We start from the raw sequence: 26,511 nt of genomic DNA, 5'->3' as shown, positions 1-26,511 counted from the left end.
ATAGATTTCATCAAGACTTTTCCCGGCTGTGATTGGTTTTTCAAAAAAGTAATTGCTTGTTAATAACAACGTTGTTATTATTATAAAGTGTAGGGTATAGCTTGTCAATGAAATAATGAAAACGTTGTTATTTTTAACGATTTATTATAGACTTCACCTACGATACTTCATGATTTGGAGGTAAAATTATGGGAGTTACTATAAAAGATGTCGCTAAAGCCGCTGGCGTTAGCTACTCCACCGTTTCCAAGGCCCTGCGTGACAGCCCGCTTGTCAAACAACCGACCAAGGAGCGGATTCTTGCTATTGCTCATCAATTGGGATATCAGCCAAACGCAGCAGCACGTAGTCTCGTTTCAAAGAGATCTTATACCATTGGGGTTGTGTGGCCGACCATCGAACGGGCGGCTCATTCGGCAATGATCACCAGCCTGAACAAACAACTGGAAAAATTATCTTATACTACGTTGATATCCATCAACGAGATGGAATTTGCTATTAACATATTCAACCGCTATCAGGTCGATGCCATTCTTGCTTTTGATGATGGCCATGACCAGAATACAGTGCAGTCATCGGTACCGGTTGTCACCTACGGGCTCGCAAATGGTGCAATCACCACCCCCACGGTGGACGCGAATAGAAGACAGGCGATCAAGTCTGCCGTGGAATATTTGGCATCCATCGGTCACCAGAAAATATGCTACATTGGCGATTTGACTCAAAAAGATCGGCTCCAGGAAGAAAAGGTGGCCGGATTTAAACAGGCGATTGAAGAACTTGGGTTAGAGAATATCCCCATGCAAGTCATCGAAGTTTCAGATTTAGAACAATATGATGGTTTCGAAGCAGCTAAGAAACTGTTAGCTCAAGAAACAAGGCCGACAGCAATCATCAGCGGTACCCATGACCTCACCAGAGGTATCATCCGGTCTATCCATGAAGCAGGCTTGTCCGTTCCAGATGATTTCTCAGTCATCAGCTATGACAACATACCTCAATCAGAAAATTTCGAAGTAGCGCTTACTACCGTCGGTGTGCCACTGGAAAAAATCACGGAAAAACTGAGCGAAATATTGATGGACGTCATTGATGAGAAAGAAGTTGAACATGCGATTTTCTTAGAACCAGAGCTGCGCATATCGGAATCAAGCAGACCGTTATAATTGGAAAAGGGGTTTGGTTATGAAAAAAATAAATGTATTTTTAGCCGGCGACTCCACGATGGCTGACTATGAAGCGTCGCGCGCCCCACAAGCCGGATGGGGGCAGATGCTGTCTCATTTCTTTAATGACACTGTTGTCATAGAAAACCATGCTGTGAATGGGAGGAGCTCGAAAAGTTTCCTCGATGAAGGAAGGCTTGCTATCATCCAGGATAGGATGGGAGCAGGGGATTACTTGTTCATCCAGTTCGGTCATAACGACCAGAAACCTGATGAAGCAAGACGAACCTGCCCTTTTACCAGCTATCAGGAGTATTTACTCAAGTATATAGAAGTGGCAAGAAACAGTCGCGGAACTCCTGTGCTGATCACTCCTGTTCAGCGTAGGAAGTTCAACGATGATGGCACACTCTGCGAAACTCATGGAGATTTTCCTTTGGCAATGAAGCAACTTGCCAATAGTCAGAACGTCCCATTGATAGATTTGACACTACTAAGCAGCAAGATGATGGAGAGGCTTGGCCAGGAAGACTCTAAAAAACTATTCATGTGGCTTGCACCTGGAGTAACAACTAATTTTCCTGACGGTGTACAGGACGATACTCACTTTAATGGACAAGGTGCACAATTAGTAGCTGAATTGATAGCTTATTCTATTAGAAATAGCCACCTTCCTCTAGCTGCCTACTTAAAAAAGTAACGTTTACCATTTATCCATAACAGCCAGCCGGACGTAAACGCTCTCCGTCAGGCTGTTTTTTTATTAAAATAGTAATTGTGAAAAATAGATGGTCAAGGTGACGGTAGCCATACTGAAAATAGTGGAAGTCAGTACAATTTGTGCCGCCAGTTCCGGCTCATTATTATATTCCTGCGAGATGATGGCACTGCTGACCGAGCTTGGCATCGCAGAAGAGATCAGCAATGCTTGGGCCAGAATCCCGTCATACTGAAGCATAACGATAAGGAAATAGGCAATCACCGGTCCCAGGGCAAGTCGGATGAATAAGCTGAGGTAAACAATGAACAGTTTTGCATTAAAGGTCAACTGGGCCACCTGGGCACCGAGGGTGAGCAAAGCGACCCCTACCATCGCATTGGCTATGTACTCCCCGGGTTTCAATAAGAAATCAGGCAAAGTTATTTGGAAGACATTAAGGGTGATTCCTATCGCCATCGCATAAATGGCGGGCATCCGCAGCAGCCCGACCAAGGCTCGCAACTTCCCTTCGTCAACTGCCCGTAATGAAAAAATTCCGAATGTATAGGAAAGCACATTCTGAAATGTCATGACAATTACCTGGACGGTAGCTGCGAACGAATCCTGTTTGAAGGCCAGATCATTTACCGGGATGCCATAATTTCCAGAGTTGTATAATAAAACACTATTGGTAAATACCCCTCTGACACTTTTACTGTATCTCCCTACTTTGGCTACTAACTGAACTACTGCATATAAGACACTGATAAAAAGAATGAAGAATAAAAAGACATTCCAGAGTACATCAAATGAAAACGCAGATTCATATAAATTAACCAGTACGAACCCAGGACTCAGAAAATAAATATTAAGCTTAGCAAGCGTGTATAAATCCAGAGAAAAGGCTTTATGCATCCACGCCCCGATCCCTATTAAAATGAAAACTGGAATGATTATATTCACAAAAATAAATAGAATTTCCATATTAATAACCACCTCGTAGCAGCGCCCCGTAAAACTGGTTCTTCATGTTTTATCTAAACAAATTATGGTCCATGAAGAAGTTTCCCTCCCACGGACCATATCGTTCCTGAATTTTTTAAGCCGTACTGGTTTCGAGTTTTACATTTTCAACATTTTCAAAGCATTTGAATGCCAGCCACATATTCAAGTGTGCAAAAATTGTAAAGCCGAAAATGGGAATAAAACCAGGAAACGAAATGAAGAAATAATAGGTTGATAGACTCCCGATCAGCATTACTATAAGATTAGCAGGATGTAAGAATGCAATCAATAATGCCTGCTTGATATATTGGAACAGCTTCAAATCATAATGAACGAACACAGGGAGGATATACATCAACAGGATGATGTATGTCAGGCCGAACAGCATCATCAGATAGGTCAGCACCGTATATATACCGCCTTCGAACTGCCGGAAAAAATGTAAGTCAAAGTACCATACCAAGCCGATGACAATCAAAGTGAATGCCAGAGCGTTTGAGCGAAGGAACTCTTTGCGATAGGTTCTCCAAAAAGTTTTTACGACTGGTATGTCTTCTCCTCTCAGTGAAGCTTTTCTGCTGACGGCATACATCGCTGCTGTGCTTGGTGCTATACCGAAGATGATACCTCCAAGAAACGTACACCCGATCCATAATAAATTAAGGACGGCGAAATGTGTGATCCATTTGCAGAATACCAATACACCATTCAATAAACGTCCCATATCCATGTTGAAAACCTCCTATGCCAGGCCCCATTCCATCTGTTTTCGAAAACGGCCCGTTTCCTCATGTTCTTTACCTGCTTGTTCAGTTGCTGGCCGTGTGCTGGTTAATTAAATCTTCGATTCTTACGGAACGATTTTCTTTGGCTGATTTCCAAACCGCTTCACCAGTTGTGACAGCATAAGCCCCATCCTCACTTCCAGACAGCACCTTATATTTCCGCCGTGGGTCTTCCCCCATGAACAGATCCTCCTGGATGACAGGATCACCACCACCGTGTCCACCTTCCTGCTGAACTACATGAATCGTTTCTTTGGATCCGAACAGCGGAAAATATTCAATCGTTTGTTCAGGAACAGTGAAAGGAACCCGGGATGGTGCATGAAATTCCGTTGTTTCAATTCGTCCTTTCGTGCCATTGATCGCCAGACGATATCCTTCATACGGTAAGGAAAAATTAATGGAATAGCTGAGCAATGCCCCTTTATCATATTTCACGGTCGCCGTATAGGTATCTTCGATTTCAATGTCGGAATCAAAGACACATTGGTCTGGACGATAGTTGGTGTATCCATCTTTTCTGGCTTCATCGGAATCAATATGGTCATCTCTGACAATGGCACTATTGCTCCGGGAATTCCAGCGTGTATAGTAGGAACAGTCATGTTTGACATCGCATGTCTTGCAATGTCGTCCATCCTCACGTAAAGGGTTGTGCTCACTCTCCGGACCATAATAATTTAGTGCTCCAAAAGCAAATACTTCCTCTGGTTTTTGATCCAGCCACCAATTAACCAGATCAAAATGGTGGGAGCTTTTATGAATGGAAAGTCCTCCGGAAAATTCCCTTTTTCGATTCCATCGCTGAAAATAACTCGAACCATGGTACGTATCGATATACCAATTCAGGTCTACAGAAGTAACTCTTCCTACTTTCCCTTCGTTGATCAGCTCTTTAATACGCATATGATGCGGACTGTATCGATAGTTGAAAGTAACAGTGACCTTACCCTTGCTTTTGACTTCCGCTTCCATTACCCGCCTGCTGTCTGCAGCAGTTGTAGTCATTGGTTTTTCTGAAATGACATCTAAATCGTATTCCAATGCTTTCAATATATATTCGATATGAGTATCATCCCGGCTGGCAACAATGATGACATCCGGTTTGTTTTCCACAATCATTTTTTCAAAATCCCGTTCCCCATACTCAGGAACGTTTTCCGTTTCGGGAAACTTTGATTTGCATACAACGAATCGTTTAGGGTCTGTGTCTAATAAGCCGACGAGTTTGCTCGTCGATGAGAAAGTCGTTATCATCGGCTGAATAAACATATCAATCGCACGCTTACTGACACCACATACCGCAAATTTTCTCATCATGACATCTCCAATATATTTTTTTATCTAAGTCAACCAGTCGACTCGCCTTCCTCTTAAAGCTCAGGTAATAAATGCTGCATTTCGATGCTTGCCAATACAAAAGACCCGACACCATGAAGGTCGTTTGCAGTTTTCGGACGATTAATATAGTGTTCATAATCGCCTACACCTGTCCCAATACATATTTCCGGCATGGTGAACAAGCCATTTTCATCAAATTCCATCCGCTCAAGCAATCCGCGGTACCCTTTAATGGCATGTTCCTTATAGCTTTCATCTACATATCCACCGCGAATTCCCCGGGCGATCGTGTAAATGAACAAAGCGGAACAGGAAGTTTCAATCCAGTTATCCTTTTCATCGAGTCGGTCAACAACCTGATACCATAAACCTGTTTCAGAATCCTGGTACTTCACAAGGCTGGCAGCCAGGTCACGGAGTGCTCCTGCAAGTTCTTCTTCCAAACTATGACCGTCAGGAAGGAAATCCAGAATTTCATTATAAGTAATGCCATACCAGCCGATCGCTCTACCCCAGAATTCTGGAGACTTGCCTGTTTCCGGATCTGCCCATGGCTGCTTTTTACTCTCATCCCAGGCATGGTGATATAGGCCGGTATTTTTATCAAGTGTATGTTTCCTCATTAGACGTTCCTGCTCCAGAACCATATCTAGCAATTCACTTTCATCGTAGGCTTTCGCATAATTCATGGCGAATACTCCACCCATGTATAAGCCGTCAAGCCACATTTGATAGGGATAGCGATCCTTATGCCAGAACCCTCCATCAGAAGTTCTGTTCAAGGTAGGAAACATGTTCTTCAGTTTCGTGGCAGCAATTTTATAACGTTTGTCATCCGTTGTACGATCAAGCTCGAATAATAGGAGGCCTGCCTGGATAGCATCCAGTTCCTTTCGGTTCCATAAGAAATTGCCATTTTCATCGATGTTATGATCTACATAAGCTTTGATATACTGCTCGTACTCTTCATTGCCGCCGATCACCTCTTTCAGCTGGCGCATACTTTCGAGGAATACCCCCTGGTGATAATGCCATCTGCCATCCGGTGGAAGCTCCGAAGCATCATAAGCAGCCATCAGCGAATCACAGGCAGCTTTTCCCCATTCCAAAGGAGTAGTCAATTGTTCTGTTAATTCTTTATTAGTAGAAACCATACCAATTCCCCTTCTCTATAAAAAATTTAGCCTTTCAAACCACTCGAGCTGATCCCGTCTACAATGTAACGCTGGAAAAAGAAGAAGATGATGAATATCGGCAGAATACTGAGTGTCGACATCGCAAACATCGCTCCCCAGTTCGTTACAGAGTTAGGATCAGAGAATAATTTTAGTGCAAGCGAAACAGGATACTTTTCCGGGGTCGATAGATAAATGAGCGGTCCCATAAAATCATCCCATCTCCAATAGAACGAAAAGATCGCGGAAGTCATCATAGCCGGTACTACTAACGGTACAATGATTCGGTAAAAAATTTGGAAGTTATTACATCCATCAATTTTGGCCGCTTCATCCAGTTCCTTCGGGATGGTTTTAATGAACTGCATGATTAGGAATATGAAGAATGGAATCCCGAAAAATGTCGGCAATATCAACGGTAGATACGTATCAAGCCAGCCAAAGGTGTTGAACATAATATATTGCGGAATCATGACCATTTCGAATGGTAGCATCATTGTCAGCATCATGCTGACGAACCAGATTTTTTTACCAGCAAACTTAATTCTGGCGAACCCGTAGGCGATAACCGTGGAAGAAATAATACTGCCGACAGTAGCCAGTACCGAGATGATGGTTGAATTCCAGAAAAACGTACCAAACGTAATGCCACCGAATCCTTTCCATCCGGCCACATAGTTATCAAAATGGAACTCTTTCGGGATAAGTGAGTGAGCATCAACGAAGACACTTGAACTTTCCTTCAGTGAACTGCTGACCATCCATACGAGTGGATAGATCATAATAAGGGCAAATGTAATCATCAAAACATGCTGGATCGTTTTTTTCAGTGCTTTGTTCTTCATGAGAAACTCTCCTTTCTATTTGCTGTCTCCCTCGTAGTGGACCCAGTGTTCTGAACTTTTAAATATGAGCGCGGTGAAAATAGCGATAATGATCAGCATTACCCAGGCCATCGCAGAAGCATAACCCATATCAAAGTATTCAAATGCACGCTCGTACATATATAGAACGTACAACAAAGTGCTGTTGACTGGTCCGCCATTCGTTACGACGAAACTTGGTGTGAACGCCATAAAACCTTGAATGACCTGCATGATGGTATTGAACAAAATGACAGGAGTCAGCAGTGGAAGAGTGATAATGAAAAACTGGCGTAGAGGGCTTGCCCCATCCACACTTGATGCTTCGTAATACGTTTTAGGAATATTACGCAATCCTGCCAGGAAAATCAGCATCGACGAACCGAACTGCCAGCCGTAAAGAATGATCAATGTCCATATTGCTGTATCCGGGTCCCCAAGCCATGGATGTGTGGGCAGTCCTAACCCAGCAAGAATTGAGTTGATTGCACCTTCGTTACCGAATAACTGTCTCCACATGATGGCGATTGCAATACTTCCGCCTACTACAGACGGCAGGTATAATAATGTCCTGTACAACCCAGCCATTTCCACAATTTTATTCAGTGCCAGGGCTACCAGCAATGCAAAGACTAAGCGGAACGGCACTGCGACACCTGCATAGAAAAAGGTGACTTTCATGGAGGTCCAGAAAGTAGGATCATTCGTAAACATTCGTACATAGTTGTCCATCCCTATCCAGTTTGGAGTTCCCATCAAATCATAATCGGTGAAGGATAAATAGAGAGAATACAAAATCGGGAATAACGTCAATGCGAAAAGGCCGATCAAAAAAGGAGAAATGAACATGTAGCCAGTGAAATTCTGGTTATCTGACTTCACTTTCGGCTTTTTTTTCTGAGGCTGAAACATCCTGACCGGCTTTTTACCTTTATCCTTTGATTGTGAGGATTCCAGTGGGACAGTTTGTTTCACTTCTTTTTCAGGTAGCATAGCTCTCATCTCTTTCTGTAAAATTATTTTGCCTTAAGTCTTTGGAAGTCCAACTCACTTTTTAAAAGAAAATGGTTCTGAGCAACTAGGTTCAGAACCATTTTCGATGGAGTTTTGTTTTATCGACCTAGGATGCTGGTGGCTTTTTCCCTGAACATTTCTGCTCCTTCTTCAGGAGTGAGTTGTCCGTAAATGACCATTTCGTCTACTTCTTCAAGCGCAGCAAGTACTTCTGTTGCTTGAGGAGGGAAGTTGGAATCGATTGGGGAGCTATTTTCTGTCACCAATTCGATATATTCATAGACTTTTTTGTCGGTATCATTCAACTCGGATGATAGTTCATTCCGGATTTCCTCTTTGATTGGTACACCACGGTCAGACCCGGCAATCTTGTACACTTCAATGTTGTTTGTAAAGAAATCGATGAATCGAGCTGCTTCTTCTTTATGTTCGGAATTTTCACTGACAGACCATAGCATTGCAGGTTTCAGGTACATGCCAGTGTCGTTATTCTCACCCGGCAGAAGAGTCATTTCAATTTGCTTATCACCAGCAGCACTGTCAAGCGCTGTAGCCTGGTTGGACCATCTGAAGTCGAAAGCCGCTTCTCCTCGGACGATTAGCTCATCTTCTACACCTTTGATTGTTTGAATGGTGTCGTATCCAGGAGCAACCTCGGCTTCAACCAGCTCTTTATTTCGGGTAAAATAATCTACTAGCAATTGATCATCTTCATAACCTAAATCTGTACCATCTTCGTTGAACAATTTGTAGCCTTGCTCTCTTAAATAGTACTCAAACAAGTTCTTCGGCTCCATCAGGCGGGCACCGAAAGTACCTGTCGCTTCGTGAATCTTTGTAGAAATTTCTTCATAATCTTCCCATGTCCACTCTCCGTCAAGGTCTTCAATCCCTGCTTCACTAAGCATGTCCTTGTTATAGAAAGCAGTTAGTGCATTGGTTCCAGTCGGAATACCAAGGATCTTACCATCTTTGACACCCGATTCCATTACCGTGTCGCTTACGCCTTCAACATCAATCGTTCCATCTTCCACAAACGGTGTAAGATCAGCAAGCAATTCTTTGTCAGCATATTGGTTCAGATATTCACCGAAGTTCTGCTGCATGATATCCGGCAGGTTATTCCCTGCTGCAGATGCTGCCATCTTTTCAAAATAACCATCGAAACCTGTGAATTCCGGTTCGATTTTGATATCAGGATTTTCCTCTTCGAATTTCTTGATAATTTCCTGCGTCTGATCGTGTCGGCTTTGTGACCCCCACCATGTCATACGGAGCGTGGTCACCCCATCTTCTTCTTTCTTGTTGTCACTTTCCCCGGATGCTTCTTCGCTATCTCCGGAGCATGCTCCCAGAATAAGTATCAAACCGATAGACAGTAAAAATGCTAACCATAAACTCTTCTTTTTCATTTGTTTTAATCTCCCTCCCCTTGAAATTTGAAAGCGCTTTCGATTTCTTGTTATAAGCATAAACCTTTGAAATTTTTTAATAAATAAAATTTTCAGACATTAATGTATAAAAAACAGACATACCTCAGAAATTCGACAAAGCATCTATAGGAAAGCTCTCATATAGATACAAAATAAATAGCCTGCAGAAATAATTTCTACAAGCTATTTGTCAGTTTGCTTGTCCTTATAGTCTGACGGTGTCATACCTGTTTGTTTTTTGAAAACCTGACCAAAATAGCGGGGGTTATTCCCAAAACCAACTTTTTCTGCCACTTCAAAGACCTTAACATGGTCAGATTCTTCGATTAACTGGATCGCTTTTTTGATTCTTAAGCTTGTCAAAAAATTAGAGAAACGCTCGCCTTTCTGTTTTTTGAACAACTTCCCGAGGTAATCAGGATTCATATATAAAATATCAGCAGCGATACTGGAAAGGGATAATTCCTCATCTTCAAGGTTTTGTTCCACATATTCGATGACACGCTCCACGATATTATGGTGTGTCTGCTTCGTTCGTTCAAAGTACTGAGAGGCAATCTCTTTGGCTGCCCTTTCAATGAACTTTCTTAATTCCCTTAATGATTCCTGCTGCTGGAAGAAGATGATTTCCTGAAAATAATCATCCATTTCTTCATCTTTCGCCTGCCGGATGATCGCCAGAAATAATTCCAGACAATGGGATTTCACGAGATTGGCGTCATATTTCTTTTCTCTGACTTCACGAAAAAAATCGTCAAGATATTGCTGGACCTCATCGTCATTTCCACTTCGGATTGCAAAAATAAGATTCTCGTGGTCATATTGCATTTCCTCAAAATTGCTTTTATTTTGGATGAAATCCTGGACTGTTATAATGCTCCCTCCGGAAATATAAAACCGCTGTGTAAGACAGTTGAGCGTCTCATTATACAATTCACGCAGTTTACTAATGCTTCCAGGATTGCTGATGGCAGCGGTGAATGTAATTTTAAAGAAATCCTCAAATGTTTGCTGTACTTCTTTCAACTCAGCATTTAAGTCAGCAAAAGAACTGACCTCAGCTAAAATAATAATTTTATCACCGATTGTAGTTTCTAAAGGTATAAAGTGGTTTTCCGCCAGTTTTTCTGTAACCATTTCTTTTAATGTCAGCTGATGCTCATAATCACTTCGTTCATCAATAGCGAGTACAAGCAAACGAAATTCCTGACAAGTCGTATCAATTTCGAACAGGCGGCTATAATATTCCCAATCTTGAACATCGTATTTTTTATTAGTTATATAATCTTTCAGGAATTGCTCTTTAGCCTTTGGCATGATGGATTGCAGGTGGCTGCGCATATTTTCCAGGAAGGTCTCTTTATCTTTCTTATCATCCAGGTCAAAGACCACATCCTTTAATGCGCTTTCAATTTTCTTCTCATTACTGGGCTTTAAAAGATAATGCCTGACATTGCATACCATGACTGTTTTGGCAAACTCGAATTCATCATATCCTGACAGTACAATGAACTTGATGTCAGGATAAAGCTGATGAACTTTTTGAATCAGCTGGACACCGTTCAAGCCTGGCATTTTTATATCAGTCACGACAATATCAGGCGGATCTGCCTCTATCATTTCGAATGCCATCTGCCCATTGGAGGCCTTATGAACCAATTGTGTCCCACACCCACTCCAATCTACTATCGATGCAATACCTTCTAATATATTTATCTCATCATCTACCAGCAAAACTTTATACATACTTCTCTCACTCCGTCATTATTGGTAATAGAATGTAAATTGTCGTCCCTTCACCTACGCGACTCTTAATCGTTAACCCATATTGCTGGCCAAACATCAGTTTAATTCTCTCATTGATGTTGCTCAACCCGATTCCCGAGCTTTTGGATCTTATCTGTCCTTTGTAAATTCCTTCCAGTTTACTTTCTTCAATCCCTGGGCCGTTATCCTGGACCGTTATCTGAATATCGTCTTCATGTGCCATTATCGATACATGTATGCTGCATTCGCCTACCATTTCTTCCAGTCCATGCTGGATCGCATTTTCTACTATTGGCTGGATGGATAGCTTCGGAATTTTACTCTTCTTTAAATCGTCTTCAACAGTCAGGGAGAACTTCAGCCGCTTATCATAACGATACTGTTGAATCGTGATATAACTGTTCACAATCTCAAGTTCTTCCTCAATCGTGATCATCGGTGCTTTTTTACTGAGTATGTTACGCATCATACTTCCTAGTGCTTCCACCATCACTGATATTTTTTCCTGCTTATTTATTTTGGCTAACCAGTTGACTGACTCCAGCGTGTTATATAGGAAATGGGGGTTGATCTGTGCTTGCAGTGCTTTATATTCTGTTTCCTTGATGACCAGCTGCTTCGTATAATTTTCCTTGATCAACTCATTAATTTTGTTGAGCATCAAACGGAAATTCTCATGAAGCTGCCCGATTTCGTCATTGTAATAAACGGTAGGAACAGAATCTTCAAAGTTTCCCTGTTCTACACTTTTCATCCGTTTGGAAAGCTGTTCCAACGGCTTAGAAATATTATTGGAAGCCCTTCGGCTTAGAAGCACCGTCAAAATAATCAAGAAAAGAAATGCCAGGATCATAAATAATTTGATTGCCTGCGACTGTTTGGTGATATCTGTGAATGGCAGCAAATGATAGTAGGTCAGCTGCGAAAAATTCGAATGGTTGAAAGTCAGAAGGTAATCTTCTCCATTCAATGAAAAGTTCATGTAACCGTTTTCATTTACGCCTTCTGAAAGATCTGGCAAATCTACTTCCCCTTCGTTGGTCTGATAATAGATTTCATCTTCACTGGTAATAATAAAATTTTTATTAGAAGAAAAGTTCAACGTCCGATTGATGAATTCTTCCATATCAATCGTTATGACAAGGGTTCCTAATTCACCTAAATCCAGATTTGCTTTTCTTCGAATCAACCTCGCAGCGGATATTACATTCTCCCCCTCTAAACTTGTCCAAATATTGGTTCCTTTCGTATCCGCCAGTAATTTTTTTATCTTTTCGGTATCATTCTCAATTTCTGTGTTATAACCTGTCGTATATTTCCCCCCATACCGATCAATCACTTGCATGGAAGCGATATACCTGTAAGAAGAAACATAACCAAGCAATCGCTGAAGCAGCTTTGTTTTTGCCTGATAGACTTCAAAACTGGATTCATTGCGATTGATCGTATATAAATAATTCTGGATGATAGAGTCTGTGGCAATCTGGAACGACATATTTTCTATTTTATTCATTTCCTGATCCAGTACAGATGATGACAATTGAAGCATTTCTGCTGATTCTTCATATATTCTGTCTTCATAAAGAGACGTGAAAAAATGATAGGTAATCATACCCACCAACCCAAAAATAAACAAAATTAACAAAGAAATGGAAAATATTTTATCTTTTATTTTAAAATTGCTATAAAAAGGCTTTATATTCATGAAATATCAACTACTTTTTTGTTTTGTATTATAACACATGACAGGTGAAGCTAGAATTCCTGTTATTGGGAAGCTCCACCTGCCTCCTTCTTTTTAGTATGATAGACTTCCGTTTGTGCAGACTGCTGTTTTTTATTCATATTGATAATGAGAGTAACTATTAAAACCAATCCAGCCAGTTCCCCAAGTGAAACAGCGATCGAACCGTTGATACCATTCCAGCCAGGGAAGTACTTTACAAGCAGAAAGACACCACCAATAGCTGTTATCAGATTTACCATTTGTGCCACCAGCATCTTTTTTGTTTTACGGTTAAGCATTAGAAACCCATTTAAGAAGTCTACCCACGGAAAAACAAGTGTCTTGATGATAAAAAATTTCAAGACACTAAGTGTCGGTACTGCCAATTCTTCCTCAGCCCCCATTACTACAGTCATAAACCATATACCTGCCGGTGTGAAACTTAGCAATACAAGCAATAAAGTAGGAATGATACTTACAATGACGATGAAATTAATTACTTTCTGTTTGTCCTTGTTATAAAGCTGCAAGACTAATTGATGAGTATACATAAAGAAACTCAGTAACATTTGGGTAATACTAAATGCGAGAGCGAAGGAAGCGATTCCTATTTCAATATTATTTGTTTTGGATAGAAACACATAAATGATCGGAACAAGAATCGTTTGAAGCACAAAATAAAAGACCAGGGGGAAATAAAAGTTGATAATCTCTTTCTTTCTCAATATAGAAACCTGATTAACAAATGTATGGTTGATGATACGTTGACCTTTCCAGACACTGATCAGGCATTCAATCAGCATTCCGGTCAAAAATAAAACGGAACCCGTAATAGCTGTCACATAATCAAAGGCAACAAACAAAAAAGCCACAAGGAACATGACAAGCAAACGAATAATCACCATGATGGTAAGCCACTTTGTTTCTAACTGATTAATGATGACACCCTGATAAATACCGCGAATACCAGAAAAAATAATGACGAAAGCAATGACGAAGAAAGTGCTTGATATCGTGTTTACCATATTTTCATCAGCATTGAATAAATTCACATAAACCCAGCTTCCAATCGGGCTGAATACCATCAGCATACTGAAAACAAAAATAATACCTATAACGAAAAACATGAAGATACTCAGTTTCCTAAATGATTGCTTATCTTTAACAAGGGCAGAACTTGTCTGTCTGAACACTATAATCGGCCTTTCGATAATCCCGAACAGAGCGAATGCCACCGCATAGCTTGCAATGATGAAAGCCGCATTCTCTCCTCTGCTCAGCGTGCCATTAATAATGACATGGGTAATAGCCGTCAGGCTGGCAGAAAAACCTAAAGGAATAAAAAATCCTATCAGCTGACGATATTTCAATTCTCCATCGCGATTATTCAAAAAGACCACTTCTTTCCCTTAACTTTTTTATGTTTATTACTTAGGTTCAATCTTAATATCGAATTTAAAGATACGCTCCCTTTACTAGAAGACTCAGTTTCAAGATAGTAGGGCCCGTTACCATAATAGTAATGGGATGGTCTGGGAAACGACTCGCTTTCCTGCGGGGGACCTGGCAAGCTTCCTCGGGCTAAAGCCTTGCGGGATCTTGCCTAGCCCCTTCTCCCGCGGGAGTCTCCCCGTTTCCCTGCCCATCCAGCCAAAATTGTAATAAACGTACCCTTCAAAAGGTGTATAACTAAAACCTTTATCTTAGGGCAACTATAAAGGGCAAATCGTCTTTTTTCATTAATGATGGACCTGTCCCAAAAGGTGATTTCGAGAACTTTTATGGTAACGGGCGATGGGGAAGGTTGAGACTCCTGCGGGAAAGGATAGACTGGCAAGAACCCGCAGAGCTTTTAGCTCGAGGAAGCTTGCCGTCTTCCCCGCGGAAAGAAATGAATGCGTAATCGCCTTGGGAGACACGACACGCATAAGCAGAACATCTAAAGGGAAGTGATTTTTCTTCCCGTTGATGGACTGCTTATGGCGCGAGTGTCTAGGCGATGAAGCTGGAAAGCGAGTAGTTTCCCAGCCGCCCCTGACACTTTTATGGTAAAGAACCATAGATATCTCGATATCAAGTCTTCGACTTTTCGGCCATATAATTGAATAAGTTTATGAAAAATCAACAGCTACTTTAAACTGAGCCTTAATTTAAAAAGAAGGAGAGGGGGATCCTCTCCTTTTTTCATTTATTTCACCGTCACTGTTACAGTTGTTTCAAAAGGCAGTCCGGAATTCAACTGACCTGTAACTGACACTTCCTGTTCGCCTGTTTCTAATGTGGAAGCGAGCTTATTTCTTGAGAATTGAACTTTTAATTCCAATTCTCCATCTTCATCGTAATCCACAACAGGATTCTTTTTCTGGTTCTTAAGTGGTTCCAATTCGCCATTAAGACGAACAGAGTCTATTTTGATATCTCTTAAGTTAAAGCCTTCTTGCAATTTAATATAAACGGCAGCTTTCGGTCCTCCTGTTTCGTTCTGTCCTTTATGCTTGTTAATGACTGGCGGAGTAATGTCAGCTTGCGCATTCACCTGAAATTGCAGGAAATCACCTAAAATGATATTGCCTTCTTCATCTCTATCAAAAGGCAGCTCCGGCTGCAGACTGGCAAAGTTTTCATCTGTCAAAACAACTCCGGATGAATTCTTACTTACTGTGCCATCAAAAAAGAAATTATCGGCTGAAACAGCATCCTCTGGATAGCTGTCTGTGACATCATAATCCTTTTGGTAAGAGATGAAACCGTCGATGGTGAAGTCTTCTTCAATATTGGCGTAAGTGGAAAAATCGATGTTACCTCCTGCATTGTTGAAGGAAGTATTATTTTCAGCAATAACACCTGGGTTACTGTTACTGCTGAAGCCTACTGCACCATTTTCAAATGCTAGACTGTCCTTGATGGTATGAGGGACATGGACGCCTTCCCCGCCAAGCTTAAAGCCGTTCTTATCACCATCACCTTCTGTGCCATCAGTCAAGTAACCATTGGAATAGGCGATACTGTCTTCTATTAAAACGGGGCCAATTGCACCGGTACCGACTTTCGTATACAAATCCCAGCCATCATCAATGTTATGGTGGGCGATACAGCCGCGGAAGACATTGTTATCGCCTGAGGTCAGTTTGGCGGCAAAACCATCCGCGTTGTTGTCAGATGGGTCACGGTTGTCGAACGATTCACTATTCAAAATCAAGTTATCGGAAGGCCATTCTTCCCTCGGTGCTTCCCCATCCGTCCGGCTGATCTGCAGCCCGGTGTCACCATTTTCATAGAACCTGCTTGCTTCTACAATGTTATGACTGCCACCGATAGTGAAACCTTTCGTATTCCCTGCCGAGCGGGCAAAGTCGATACCCTTCACATGCCAGTAGTCACCACTTAGGACGACCCCTTCCGATCGCTTATCGAAATCAACGACAGGTGTCGCTCCTTCTTCTGCAACCAGGTACTTCATCGCATCTGCGGTACCATCATTGTATTTGGCGATTTCCAATTTGGAATGACGAACATAATCGCCATCTGCAAGAATGATTTTTTGACCAGGTAAGACATATTCTACAGCGGTATCAAGGTCAAGCGGATTTTCAGTTGACCCATCCCCGCCACTTGTCCCTTCAGGCGTTACATGAATGTCGCCTGTTTCGTTGAATGTCTTCATGGAAACTGTGAAGTTCTTGACTTGTTTGTCGTAGGAAGTCAAAAACTGAGTATCATCCGGTAAGAAAGTGATGCTGAAGTTCGTATCTTCGTTTTTCGGAAGATCAGCAGCTATAGCAGATAATTCTCCCTTTGAAACTTGTTGGTCCTGGGCAATTACTTCCTGTCCCTGCTTGATCGTTGCTACACCATCTACATTCGACTTCAATAGCAATTCATAATCAGTTTCGGACGATTTATCACGGGAAACAATTTCAAATCCAGGTTCAACAGGCTCTTCAGGGGGCTCCACCCTTGGTGCGTCTGTCGCTTGGGCAGAGACATTGAAATCAATGTTGCTTACTTCAATATCAGCTAAACGCGCCGTATAGAAGCCGACATAAATCTTTGAATCCTGGACATTCAAAATTTCCGGTTCGAAGAAAATCGCTTCTTGGCCATCATTCAATTGAGCAGTAAAACCGCTGTTCGTTTTTGACAGCGTAAGTCGGTAGTCCTGGACAGGGTATGTGTTCGATGTCTCAGGCTTTTCATCTTTCAGCATTTGTTTTTGTATGCCTTCACTTCCCGCTCCATCAGAGGATTCCACCCCTGTACGAACAAATAGCTGTGTACCGTTCTTTTCTTGTGTGCCACCGCTGAAACCACCGACAGCAGCGATGTTAGAAGCGAATACACTGTCATCGTCATTCGTACCGATAGCGTCACGCGCCATAATGCCAAACGATTCCTGACCATCATGATTCGGGGTTTTGGCATATTCATTAACTTTGATATCTGCAGTCAATTCAAAGTTATCTTGCTCTGCATCTATTTCGGTGTAATAGAAAGTGATGCCATCATGGTCACCGGTTATTTTTCCTGCTCCTGCTGGCTTAGCTACAATGTTGATGCTGCCGTCACCCAGAAAATCTACGTAGTTCGTATCACTGCCAGAGGATTGTCCGAATTGGATCGTTTTCCATTCCGGCTCGCTATGTTCTCGTACAGTCACATCAAAAGTAATCGATGAAATCGAGTCGTCATTAGGGTTGACTTCGACCGGATAGACACCCGCCTGTGAACCATCAAAACTGGAGGTATCTAGTTCATATGCTGATTCATCCAATAATTCTTCCTCGCCATTATCATATACTTTTGCAATGGCGACTCCAGCGGAATCAAAGTCTTCTCCTACCTGATAGGTAGTTTTCGGATATTCAGCAAGCTGAATGCCTTGCAGCTCTTTTTCTTTGACATTTACCGTAAAAGTAGCTTCCTGGCCTTTATACGATACGGCCACTTCTTTATCACCAGTAGTATTGGTATCCAGTTCACTTACTTCGAATTGGTCTTTCATCAATCGCTCGGAATATCCGTCGCTGTATTCAGCTTGCACCACGATGCCGTCCAAGTCCAGCTCATCCCCGAGGAAGTACTGGGTCTTAGCTGGTAGCTGAGTAATTTCCAGCTTCTCCATCGCTGCATTTTCCACTTTTACCTCGAAGGACGTGGATATATCAGGGTTGGCAATCGATTGAATAGTGACTTCAAATGTCCCGGCATTATCAAATTGGTAGCCATCCTCTTCCACTTCTTCACCATCAATTACAAACGAATACTGCTCTTCATCCAGTTCTATCACCTGGTAGCCGTTATCATAGTCACCCAATACCACAAGGCCTTCCGGATCAAATTCGTCTTTAGGGTAATAAGCAGTTTTAGCGGGGTAGTATTTAATCTCCATGCCTGTCAGCTGCAGTTCACGGATAGTAAGATCCAGAGGAGTTTCCGCCCCGTTATAACTGACCATAACAGTATTGGTTCCGGCCTGACTGCTATCGAACCCGTTGACAATATAATCATCTTCTGCCAATACTTCTTCACTGCCATCCCCATAAATTGCAGTAACTTCCAAACCGGACAAGTCAAGCGACTCATCGACAAGGTATTCTGTCTTCATGTCCTGAGCATTCACGTTTAATTCCTTTACGACTTTATTAGCGACATCAAGGGACGTATCACTGAAAGTAACCGTACCGTTACGCGCTACATAGAAGCCGACATAAATATCTTCACTAAACGCCCCATCCAATGAAAATACCTCGCTTTCTCCATTGGACGTCACGACAAAAGTATCGCCGGACTTCCTGATGGATAGCTCATAGGTCTCCCCTGTCGCCGGAGGGACATTTTCAGAAAAAGCATCAAGCTTTTCAATCCCTCCCTGGCTGTAAAACCCTCTCATGGCATCATCCAAAGCGCCTACCGCCACGTAATTGGCAGCATGTTTGCCACTGTCTCCATCTTCCCCTACGGCATCTTTCAGCATCAGTCCAAATGAACGCTGGCCGTCCGGACTGTAGGCATCTGCGCTTGCTGTGGTATGAATTTCAAAATTCGCATCAGCTGGAAGCTTTGTAAAGTAATAGGATAGTCCTTCTTCACTGCTGGCTATCTTCCCTCCTGCAGCATCTATTGTTACAGATCCATCGTCATGGATAGTCGGAGGAGGGTTCTTATCCGAGCCTGTATTAGATCCAAAGGCAGCGAACTCCCATCCGGATAAATCCGTGTCGCCTGTTTCTGCAAATACCGCCAAATTCATACTGGTAAATACCATTAGAAAAACGGACATGACTGTAAGTATTTTCTTGAAGCGGTTTTTCATCGATTCAACTCCTTATTTTCTTTTTTAAGTATCAAAATGAACAAGTGTCGTTTAGCCCTCCCTTCACAAAAATATATTGTCTCACGGCGACTGCCGTGTTAAGACCTAAGTCAGGATTAGAAAACGGTTGCAAAAATGCCAACGTTGTTATTTATATGCAGAAAAAATCTCTCGCCGGTTACTCTCAATATAGTCCTTTGCTTCAAGCATCTGATGTTCCTCAGCCGCCTCCATGACAATTTGTACTTGGGGCTTATATTGCTCCAGCAGCTCCATATACAATGAATAGTTTAAATCACCCTGTCCTGGAACTACAGTCTGGATATTTCCCTCTGAATCTATCATCCTGTCTTTTGCATGGCAGGCGACAATCCGATTTCCTAAAAGATTAAAAGCCTCCTTGATCACTTCATCCTGGTCGGAAAAATTACTCGCTGTCATCAAGTTCCCTGGGTCCAAAACCACACCAATGTTAGACGAAGGAATTTCCTCCATCATTCGCTGCAAGGATTCCGCTGTTCCTATCAAGTGTTCATTAGCAGGCTCAATTCCGAGGATTACCCCCCACTTTTCCGCTTCCTCTACAAGTTCTTCCAGTGATTCCTTCAAGATCTTCCAATCCTCTTCCGTTTCATCTCCTGTCACTTTTCCTACCTCGGCAGCTACGATCGGCGCTCTGAAAAACCTCGCATGACGGATGAGTTCCTTAAAACGTTCGATGTTCTCCCTACGAATGTCCTCGTCACGATGATAGAAATGCAAATAACAAGCTAAAACCGAAATGGAAACTCCCTGTTTCCGAAATTCCGAAGCTATATCAAGGGCGAGGCCGGGACTCAATTTTCCTGGCTTCGTAAAATCGTAGTCGTCAAAAGCCTTCCATAAAGCAAGTTGAACATGTGTAAACCCTTTAGCCCCGACCTTACTGGCTAATTGTTTATATGGCATCTTTCCGAATAAATGAGCAAGTACACCTACACTCATCGATCTCCCTCCTTTTTATTTCCATATGTAAAAGGCCTTATTTGGCATTGCTGTCATAAGGCCTTTGTACACTATCTGGTTACCATCTGTTTACCTCCCATTAAACCGCTGACTTCCTCAAGAGTCGGTGCCCCCTCCCAATCTCCTTTGAACTGAGTGGCCAGAGCCCCCATAACGTTCGCTCGTTTTAACGCTTCTGGAAGAAAGTGTTTCATCTCATAAAAGGCAAGTGGGTTTTCTTCATCCAGTACCCTTGATAAGAAACCAGCAGCAAAAGCATCGCCCGCACCGACAGTATCAATTACCTTATCGACTTTATACGGTGCTACGTTCACCACCTCATCCTGGAAGAAACCCAATGAACCTTCTGCACCCAGCTTCATCGCAACCACAGAAGCCCCCATATCCAAAAATGACTTTCCGTATTGTTCCTTCGTTTTTTCACCTAACAGGAATTCCGCCTCTTCGATGCCAGGCAGGAAGATATCACACAGTGGAATCAGGGAGAGCAGAACCTCTCTCGCTTGTTCATCGCTCCAAAGCTTACGGCGTAAATTAGGATCAAATGAGATGGTCATTCCCTTTTCCCTCGCCCGTTTCATCACTTCCCTGGTGAAATCAGCAGTATTCTCTCCGAGAGCCGGGGTAATTCCCGTCATATGAAGATGTCGTGCGTCATCCAGCCAGCTTGCTTCAATGTCCTCACTCGAAAGTTTGCTTGCTGCTGAATGTTTACGATAATAAAAGACATTCGGGTCCCCATATCCTTTTGACTCTTTGAAATATAGGGCAGTAGGCGCATTGTCGTCACGTTTGGCATAAGAAATATCCACGCCTTCCCCTGATAAAGTAGCGAGGATCAGATCACCAAATGGATCGGAACCCAAGCGGCTGATCCACCTAACCTTTTTCCCTAACCGTGACAGCCCGAAAGCCAGATTGGATTCAGCTCCACCAACGGATTTAGACAAAAGCGGAGTATAATTAATGGTTCCTTCCGTATAAGGCTGGAATAACACCATACTCTCTCCGATGGTCACGACATCAGCTTTCATTGTACAGTCACCCCTTCCACCTTTTCGACATACTGTCTTGCAGTATCAGTCAACTTATGATATTGGCCTTGGGCGATCCAGTCATTATTGACTAAATTCCCTCCTAACCCAACGGCAGACGCTCCATATTTGAGGACTTCCTGAATGTTATCCAGATTAACTCCGCCAGTCGCAATCATGTTGATATGGCCAAGAGGACCACGCACGTCTTTGATATAACGAACCCCTAATGAGCCGACAGGAAACACCTTTACGGCAGACGCACCAAGCTTGTTGGCCCGGACCATTTCTGACGGTGTCATGGTACCAGGCCAGACAGTCACTTCCTGCTCCCTGCAATACTCAATTACTTCCTCATCAAGGTTCGGAGAAATGATATATTCTGCCCCAGCATCGCCAGCTTGTTTTGCCATGTCAACATCCAATACCGTCCCTGCACCAATCCGAAGTTTCCCTTCAAACTTTTGTCTCAGTTCGGTAATCATTTCAAGCGCGCCTTCTGTATTCAAGGTGATTTCTAAGAACTGAATCCCACCTTCTACCAGTGCTTCAGCTGTCCGTTCTCCTGTACCACTAGGAATTCCTCTGATGATGGCGATAAGTTTTTTCTCTTCTAATTGCTGCATTAGTTCATTGTCCATTAGGAACCCACTCTTTCTATTAAAGTGTTACACCAGATTTAAAAATAGCAATTTCCCTGAAGTCATTCTTCTCATTATTAACCGGTTCACCACTTGCTACAGCGATAATATAATTAATGAAATCTCTCAATACCTTGTCAGGTGACTCCCCTTCAATCAGACTTCCCGCATTGAAATCAATCCAGTGCGGCTTATTCTGATACAGCTCGGAATTTGTAGAGATCTTCATGGTCGGAACAAAAGATCCGAAAGGTGTCCCCCGTCCGGTAGTGAATAGAACGATTTGGCAGCCGGCTGCACCGAGTGCCGTTGAAGCGACCAGATCATTCCCGGGAGAACTTAACAAGTTCAATCCTTTGGTCGATAATGTTTCCCCATATTTCAGAACATCAGTAACGACTGATGTACCTGCCTTTTGTGTGCAGCCGAGTGATTTATCCTCCAGCGTTGTGATGCCTCCGTCTTTATTGCCTGGTGAAGGATTTTCATAGATAGGCTGATCATGCTGGATGAAATATTGCTTAAAGTCGTTGATCAAAGAGACCGTTTTTTCAAAAACTTCTTCATCTCTCGCCCTTTCCATCAATATCGTTTCAGCACCGAACATCTCCGGAACTTCGGTTAAGACAGTCGTGCCTTTTTGAGCGACGAGATAGTCGGAAAACCTGCCTAGCAAGGGGTTAGCTGTAATACCGGAAAATCCGTCGGACCCTCCACACTTTAAGCCGACCTTCAGTTCCGCCAGCGGTACTTCTTCCCGTTTGTCTTCCCTGGCAGCTTCATAGATCTGATGCAAAAGTTTGACGCCTTCTTCTATTTCATTGGAAACCTCCTGAGAGAGCAGAAACTTCACGCGTTCTTCGTCATAGTCTCCTAGGGAAGCTTCGAATTCTTTGATATTATTATTCTCACATCCAAGACCCATGACCAGTATTCCACCAGCATTAGGGTGCTTTACTGCATTTGTGAGTATTGTTCTTGTATTGACATGATCGTCTCCAAGCTGTGAACAGCCGTAATTATGTTTCAAAACCTGGATATTATCAAAGGGAGCAATATCTCCCACCTCGGATTGGAATATCTTTATAATCCGTTCGGCAATGCCGTTTACACAACCGACGGTAGGAACAATCCAAAGCTCGTTTCTTACCCCCACCTCGCCATTTTTCCTTTTGAAACCCTGGAATGTACGTCCTTCGAATGGGTAAGGGTTATCTTCAAACTTCGGTTGATATTGGTATTCCTGGACACCTTCCAGATTCGTCTTTGTGTTTTCCGTATGCACCCATTCCCCTTGCTGGATAGGTGCTGTCACATGACCGATCGGGAAGCCGTATTTGATGACATGGTCACCTTTATCTAAACGTGAGAGAGCAACTTTATGACCTTTCGGAACATCACTCAGTAATTCCAGCTCGACTTGATCCATCACCAGCCTGGTGCCTTTTTTTAAATCATGCAAGGCTACCACTACGTTGTCCTTTTCGTTTATCTTAAAAAAGTCTTCCAAGTTGGTTCCTCCTAGTAAGCCTTATATTGTGAGGCTTTCGGTTTGTTCCTGAAACCCCAGATAGCGCTTTGCATTATTATAAGAAATACCTTTGACAATCGGTGCCAGCAGCTCATCATCATTTGGTACTTCTCCGCTCTCGATCCACTCGGCGATCAAATCACACATCAAGCGCCTGAAATATTCATGCCTTATATAGGATAAAAAGCTTCTCGAATCGGTAAGCATTCCGATGAATTGACTGAACACCCCAAAAGTAGCAAGCGTTTTCATTTGATTGAGCATGCCTTCTTTCGAGTCGTTGAACCACCAGGCAGTACCTAACTGGATTTTCCCTGGAGTCCCGCCTCCCTGAAAGCTGCCGGCAATTGCTGCAAGGGTAGGATTGTCTTTTGGATTTAATGAGTATAAAACTGTTTTAGGTAAGGCATCTTCTTTTTCTAAAGAATCCAGTAAATGAACGAGGGATTCAGAGATTTGCCCGTCATTGATACTGTCATATCCTGTGTCAGGGCCAAGTCGCTCAAACATTCTCGAATTGTTGTTTCTTAAGGCACTGATATGGAATTGCATCACCCAGTCCAATTCGCCATATAACTGTCCAAGGAATTTTAATGTAAACGACTTATACTTTGCTTCCTCTAATTCGTCCACCTTCTGTCCAGCTTTCGCTTTTGCGAATATCTTTGATGCCTCTTCCATAGTTGCTTCTTCATAGACGATTTGATCCAATGCGTGGTCAGAGACTCTTCCTCCGATTGAATGGAAGAAGCGTACTCTTGCATCAAGTGCTGCCAGAAAATCTTCAAAATTCTTAATAGAAATCCCTGCTGCTTCCTCCAGCTGACCTACCCAGTCACGAAAACCTGCGCGGTTCAGTTCCAGCCCTTTATCAGGACGGAAGCTCGGAAGAACGGCAGTCTCAAAATCACTTTCTTTTAATTTTTGATGGTACTCCAAACTATCAATAGGATCATCGGTCGTACATACCAGCTTTACGTTGGATTTAGTAATGAAATCTCTTACTCCAAAGCCTGGACCGTTCAACTGCTCATTCACTTTTTCCCAGATTGCTGGTGCGCTGTCCTCGTTCAATGCTTCATATACCCCGAAGTATCGCTGCAGTTCTAAATGAGTCCAGTTGTATACTGGGTTGCCTATCGTCATCGGTACGGTTTTCGCCCATGCCAGGAATTTCTCATAATCACTCGCATCCCCGGTGATATATGCCTCTTCGACTCCATTTGCACGCATCAGCCTCCACTTATAATGGTCTCCATACAACCAGACCTCTGTAATATTTTCATAGGTTTTATTTTCATAGATTTCTTTCGGACTCAAATGGCAGTGATAATCAATGATCGGCATATCTTTCGCATAATTATGATACAAGCGCTCAGCTGTTTCACTGTTTAATAAAAATGTGTCATCCATAAAATTTTTCAAAGAAAATTCCTCCGTCCTTTTATTTTTGGTTTTCGACTTGCAGGTTCAATATAGTTTCTACAGCCTTTTTCGCACCTTTTTCCCTAATCTCTTCAAAGAACTTGACAATAGTTGCAGTCATATCCGGGAGTCGCGTCAGGTCCTGCCCCCATAATTTTTCATTTTCTAATACTCGATTGACTCTTTCTTTTAAAGTTATTTGATCATCTTTATTCCAAAAATCAATGAATACATCCATAGCTTCCTGATCGTCTCTCACTTTATATTCCTTCCCATCAATTTTTCCTAAGAAATGACCTTCATGGACAGAATCAGGTTTATAATAATGGAATAAAGCGGCAAGAGAGAAGCACATGGCCGGTGGCACTTCACCGTTTGAAACTGTATAGCTGTTCAATAATGGTAAGACTCTTGTTCTGTACTTATAAACAGCGTTCAATCCCAAATCAGTCAATTGATGTTTAACGAATGGATTCTGGAATCTTTCTATGACAGATACAGCAAACGATTCTTTTTCCTTTTTGTCAGCAGACAGGTTGGGTAAAATCTCCTGATAGATTGCACGGTCTACAAACTCTGCCGCTACAGAATCCTCCATCACTTCATAAACAGTGGAAAGTCCGCTTAAGTAACCTACAGAAAAGATCATCGTATGCGGTGCATTCAGCACACTGACTTTCAAATCACGGTAAGGCTTCACATCTGACCACTTGACATGAAGACCTCCTTTTTGAAAAGGGAGCCTATCCTCTAATTCTTCTTCTGTTTCGATAACAAATAGATGGAACGGTTCGCCCACCGACATCAACATATCCTGGTAGCCAAGTTGCTGCTCCCACTCAGCGGCCGTATCCCTGGGATAACCTGGAACAATTCGGTCGACTAGTGTATCGCAAAAGTTATTATGGTCATTTACCCATGATACGAAAGCTTCGGGAAGCTCCCAATCTTCAGCAGCCCTCAGCACCAATGACCTCAAAAGCTTTCCATTTTCCTCTACCAGCTCACATGGGATAATTACCAGTCCTGCATTCGGATTTCCTGATTTACTCGTAAAACGGCGATACAATAAAGCAGTCAATTTAGCGGGGAAAGATAACGGAGAGGTATGATCAGGAAATTCTTCTTCTCTATAGGTAAGCCCGGCTTCTGTTGTATTAGAAAAAACGAATTCGATATCATCGGACTCTGCCAGGTCGAGAAAACCCTTCCAATCCTCATATGGATTCAACCCCCTGGAAATCGCTGAATTGATTTCGATCTCCTGTTTTTCCTCGCCATCCTGGATACCTTGTAAGATTGTTGTGTACAGCCCGTCCTGAACATCGAGTTTAGGGACAACTTTTCCATGAGGAGTCGGCTGGATAGCAACTACTCTTCCATTGAACAACCCTTGTTTATTTAACTGCTGGATCATCCAATCTATAAAAAGCCGAAGGAAATTTCCTTCACCAAATTGCACGATGCGCTCCGGGAGTTCTTTTTTAATCAAGTCTCTTTGCACATCCTCAATTTGCTCAATATCTTGTATAGTAGACTTATTTAATCCTTGCATTAATTCCACTCCTTAGACGAGCAATATAACAA

The 26,511-nt window shown here is 42.5% G+C and carries 19 protein-coding genes; 2 read left to right on the top strand and 17 right to left on the bottom strand.

The genetic code is table 11. The features are described 5' to 3' along the window. Window positions 1–188 precede the first annotated feature (188 nt). Both FHS45_RS09040 and FHS45_RS09035 read left to right on the top strand, forming a co-directional pair. A complete protein-coding gene (locus FHS45_RS09040) occupies window positions 189–1,166 on the top strand; it encodes a LacI family DNA-binding transcriptional regulator (RefSeq protein WP_062441772.1) in 978 nt (325 codons plus the stop codon). Window positions 1,167–1,185: 19 nt separating this feature from the next. Further along, window positions 1,186–1,866 carry a rhamnogalacturonan acetylesterase gene (locus FHS45_RS09035; protein ID WP_062441776.1) on the top strand — a complete coding sequence of 227 codons (681 nt, stop codon included), beginning with the start codon at window positions 1,186–1,188 and terminating at the stop codon, window positions 1,864–1,866. Between the two features lie 63 nt (window positions 1,867–1,929). On the opposite strand, the gene FHS45_RS09030 is transcribed toward FHS45_RS09035, so the two are convergent. The 17 genes from FHS45_RS09030 to FHS45_RS08950 all read right to left on the bottom strand — a co-directional run bounded on the left by FHS45_RS09030 (window position 1,930) and on the right by FHS45_RS08950 (window position 26,479). After that, complete coding sequence (locus FHS45_RS09030) at window positions 1,930–2,850, bottom strand: AEC family transporter (RefSeq protein ID WP_062441779.1); 921 nt, start codon at window positions 2,848–2,850, stop codon at window positions 1,930–1,932. A 115-nt stretch (window positions 2,851–2,965) separates the two neighbouring features. Next, a complete protein-coding gene (locus FHS45_RS09025; protein ID WP_062441783.1) occupies window positions 2,966–3,601 on the bottom strand; it encodes a YesL family protein in 636 nt (211 codons plus the stop codon). A gap of 79 nt (window positions 3,602–3,680) precedes the next feature. Next, window positions 3,681–4,973: a Gfo/Idh/MocA family protein gene (locus FHS45_RS09020; protein ID WP_062441786.1), complete on the bottom strand. Its 1,293-nt coding sequence runs from the start codon at window positions 4,971–4,973 to the stop codon at window positions 3,681–3,683. A 56-nt stretch (window positions 4,974–5,029) separates the two neighbouring features. Next, the gene (locus FHS45_RS09015; RefSeq protein ID WP_062441789.1) at window positions 5,030–6,151 is read right to left on the bottom strand and encodes a glycoside hydrolase family 88/105 protein; all 1,122 of its coding nucleotides are present in this window, start codon (window positions 6,149–6,151) and stop codon (window positions 5,030–5,032) included. Between the two features lie 26 nt (window positions 6,152–6,177). Next, complete coding sequence (locus FHS45_RS09010; protein ID WP_062441791.1) at window positions 6,178–7,017, bottom strand: carbohydrate ABC transporter permease; 840 nt, start codon at window positions 7,015–7,017, stop codon at window positions 6,178–6,180. Between the two features lie 15 nt (window positions 7,018–7,032). Beyond that, window positions 7,033–7,947 carry a carbohydrate ABC transporter permease gene (locus FHS45_RS09005; protein WP_062447519.1) on the bottom strand — a complete coding sequence of 305 codons (915 nt, stop codon included), beginning with the start codon at window positions 7,945–7,947 and terminating at the stop codon, window positions 7,033–7,035. A 200-nt stretch (window positions 7,948–8,147) separates the two neighbouring features. After that, complete coding sequence (locus tag FHS45_RS09000) at window positions 8,148–9,461, bottom strand: ABC transporter substrate-binding protein (protein ID WP_062441794.1); 1,314 nt, start codon at window positions 9,459–9,461, stop codon at window positions 8,148–8,150. 204 nt (window positions 9,462–9,665) lie between these two features. Then, window positions 9,666–11,228 carry a response regulator gene (locus FHS45_RS08995; RefSeq protein WP_062441797.1) on the bottom strand — a complete coding sequence of 521 codons (1,563 nt, stop codon included), beginning with the start codon at window positions 11,226–11,228 and terminating at the stop codon, window positions 9,666–9,668. Between the two features lie 7 nt (window positions 11,229–11,235). Next, a complete protein-coding gene (locus tag FHS45_RS08990) occupies window positions 11,236–12,861 on the bottom strand; it encodes a cache domain-containing sensor histidine kinase (protein ID WP_166761395.1) in 1,626 nt (541 codons plus the stop codon). Between the two features lie 155 nt (window positions 12,862–13,016). Further along, window positions 13,017–14,366 carry a hypothetical protein gene (locus FHS45_RS08985; protein ID WP_062441803.1) on the bottom strand — a complete coding sequence of 450 codons (1,350 nt, stop codon included), beginning with the start codon at window positions 14,364–14,366 and terminating at the stop codon, window positions 13,017–13,019. A 797-nt stretch (window positions 14,367–15,163) separates the two neighbouring features. Then, window positions 15,164–19,288: a bacterial Ig-like domain-containing protein gene (locus FHS45_RS08980; protein WP_062441807.1), complete on the bottom strand. Its 4,125-nt coding sequence runs from the start codon at window positions 19,286–19,288 to the stop codon at window positions 15,164–15,166. A 147-nt stretch (window positions 19,289–19,435) separates the two neighbouring features. Beyond that, complete coding sequence (locus FHS45_RS08975; RefSeq protein WP_062441810.1) at window positions 19,436–20,272, bottom strand: sugar phosphate isomerase/epimerase family protein; 837 nt, start codon at window positions 20,270–20,272, stop codon at window positions 19,436–19,438. A 71-nt stretch (window positions 20,273–20,343) separates the two neighbouring features. Beyond that, a complete protein-coding gene (locus FHS45_RS08970) occupies window positions 20,344–21,327 on the bottom strand; it encodes a sugar kinase (protein ID WP_062441814.1) in 984 nt (327 codons plus the stop codon). Beyond that, a complete protein-coding gene (locus FHS45_RS08965; RefSeq protein ID WP_062441817.1) occupies window positions 21,324–21,968 on the bottom strand; it encodes a bifunctional 4-hydroxy-2-oxoglutarate aldolase/2-dehydro-3-deoxy-phosphogluconate aldolase in 645 nt (214 codons plus the stop codon). The genes FHS45_RS08970 and FHS45_RS08965 overlap by 4 nt, the downstream gene beginning before the upstream one ends. A 19-nt stretch (window positions 21,969–21,987) precedes the next feature. Further along, window positions 21,988–23,478: a UxaA family hydrolase gene (locus FHS45_RS08960; RefSeq protein WP_062441821.1), complete on the bottom strand. Its 1,491-nt coding sequence runs from the start codon at window positions 23,476–23,478 to the stop codon at window positions 21,988–21,990. A gap of 21 nt (window positions 23,479–23,499) precedes the next feature. Next, window positions 23,500–24,912 (bottom strand): glucuronate isomerase, encoded by a 1,413-nt coding sequence (uxaC, locus tag FHS45_RS08955; RefSeq protein WP_062447521.1) that lies wholly within the window; start codon window positions 24,910–24,912, stop codon window positions 23,500–23,502. Between the two features lie 31 nt (window positions 24,913–24,943). Continuing rightward, the gene (locus tag FHS45_RS08950; protein ID WP_062441824.1) at window positions 24,944–26,479 is read right to left on the bottom strand and encodes a tagaturonate reductase; all 1,536 of its coding nucleotides are present in this window, start codon (window positions 26,477–26,479) and stop codon (window positions 24,944–24,946) included. Between the last annotated feature and the right edge of the window lie 32 nt (window positions 26,480–26,511).

This window comes from Thalassobacillus devorans (assembly GCF_011761345.1).
Taxonomy (GTDB): domain Bacteria; phylum Bacillota; class Bacilli; order Bacillales; family Halobacillaceae; genus Thalassobacillus; species Thalassobacillus devorans.
Note: the sequence above shows the minus strand (reverse complement) of the source record. Positions and strands in the feature narration are given on the sequence as shown.

Bases quoted from the DNA above. Each gene is read 5' to 3' on its own strand.
- FHS45_RS09040 (WP_062441772.1), top strand. From the start codon at position 189: ATGGGAGTTACTATAAAAGATGTCGCTAAAGCCGCTGGCGTTAGCTAC.
- FHS45_RS09035 (WP_062441776.1), top strand. From the start codon at position 1,186: ATGAAAAAAATAAATGTATTTTTAGCCGGCGACTCCACGATGGCTGAC.
- FHS45_RS09030 (WP_062441779.1), bottom strand. From the start codon at position 2,850: ATGGAAATTCTATTTATTTTTGTGAATATAATCATTCCAGTTTTCATT.
- FHS45_RS09025 (WP_062441783.1), bottom strand. From the start codon at position 3,601: ATGGATATGGGACGTTTATTGAATGGTGTATTGGTATTCTGCAAATGG.
- FHS45_RS09020 (WP_062441786.1), bottom strand. From the start codon at position 4,973: ATGAGAAAATTTGCGGTATGTGGTGTCAGTAAGCGTGCGATTGATATG.
- FHS45_RS09015 (WP_062441789.1), bottom strand. From the start codon at position 6,151: ATGGTTTCTACTAATAAAGAATTAACAGAACAATTGACTACTCCTTTG.
- FHS45_RS09010 (WP_062441791.1), bottom strand. From the start codon at position 7,017: ATGAAGAACAAAGCACTGAAAAAAACGATCCAGCATGTTTTGATGATT.
- FHS45_RS09005 (WP_062447519.1), bottom strand. From the start codon at position 7,947: ATGTTTCAGCCTCAGAAAAAAAAGCCGAAAGTGAAGTCAGATAACCAG.
- FHS45_RS09000 (WP_062441794.1), bottom strand. From the start codon at position 9,461: ATGAAAAAGAAGAGTTTATGGTTAGCATTTTTACTGTCTATCGGTTTG.
- FHS45_RS08995 (WP_062441797.1), bottom strand. From the start codon at position 11,228: ATGTATAAAGTTTTGCTGGTAGATGATGAGATAAATATATTAGAAGGT.
- FHS45_RS08990 (WP_166761395.1), bottom strand. From the start codon at position 12,861: ATGATTACCTATCATTTTTTCACGTCTCTTTATGAAGACAGAATATAT.
- FHS45_RS08980 (WP_062441807.1), bottom strand. From the start codon at position 19,288: ATGAAAAACCGCTTCAAGAAAATACTTACAGTCATGTCCGTTTTTCTA.
- FHS45_RS08975 (WP_062441810.1), bottom strand. From the start codon at position 20,272: ATGAGTGTAGGTGTACTTGCTCATTTATTCGGAAAGATGCCATATAAA.
- FHS45_RS08970 (WP_062441814.1), bottom strand. From the start codon at position 21,327: ATGAAAGCTGATGTCGTGACCATCGGAGAGAGTATGGTGTTATTCCAG.
- FHS45_RS08965 (WP_062441817.1), bottom strand. From the start codon at position 21,968: ATGGACAATGAACTAATGCAGCAATTAGAAGAGAAAAAACTTATCGCC.
- uxaC (WP_062447521.1), bottom strand. From the start codon at position 24,912: ATGGATGACACATTTTTATTAAACAGTGAAACAGCTGAGCGCTTGTAT.
- FHS45_RS08950 (WP_062441824.1), bottom strand. From the start codon at position 26,479: ATGCAAGGATTAAATAAGTCTACTATACAAGATATTGAGCAAATTGAG.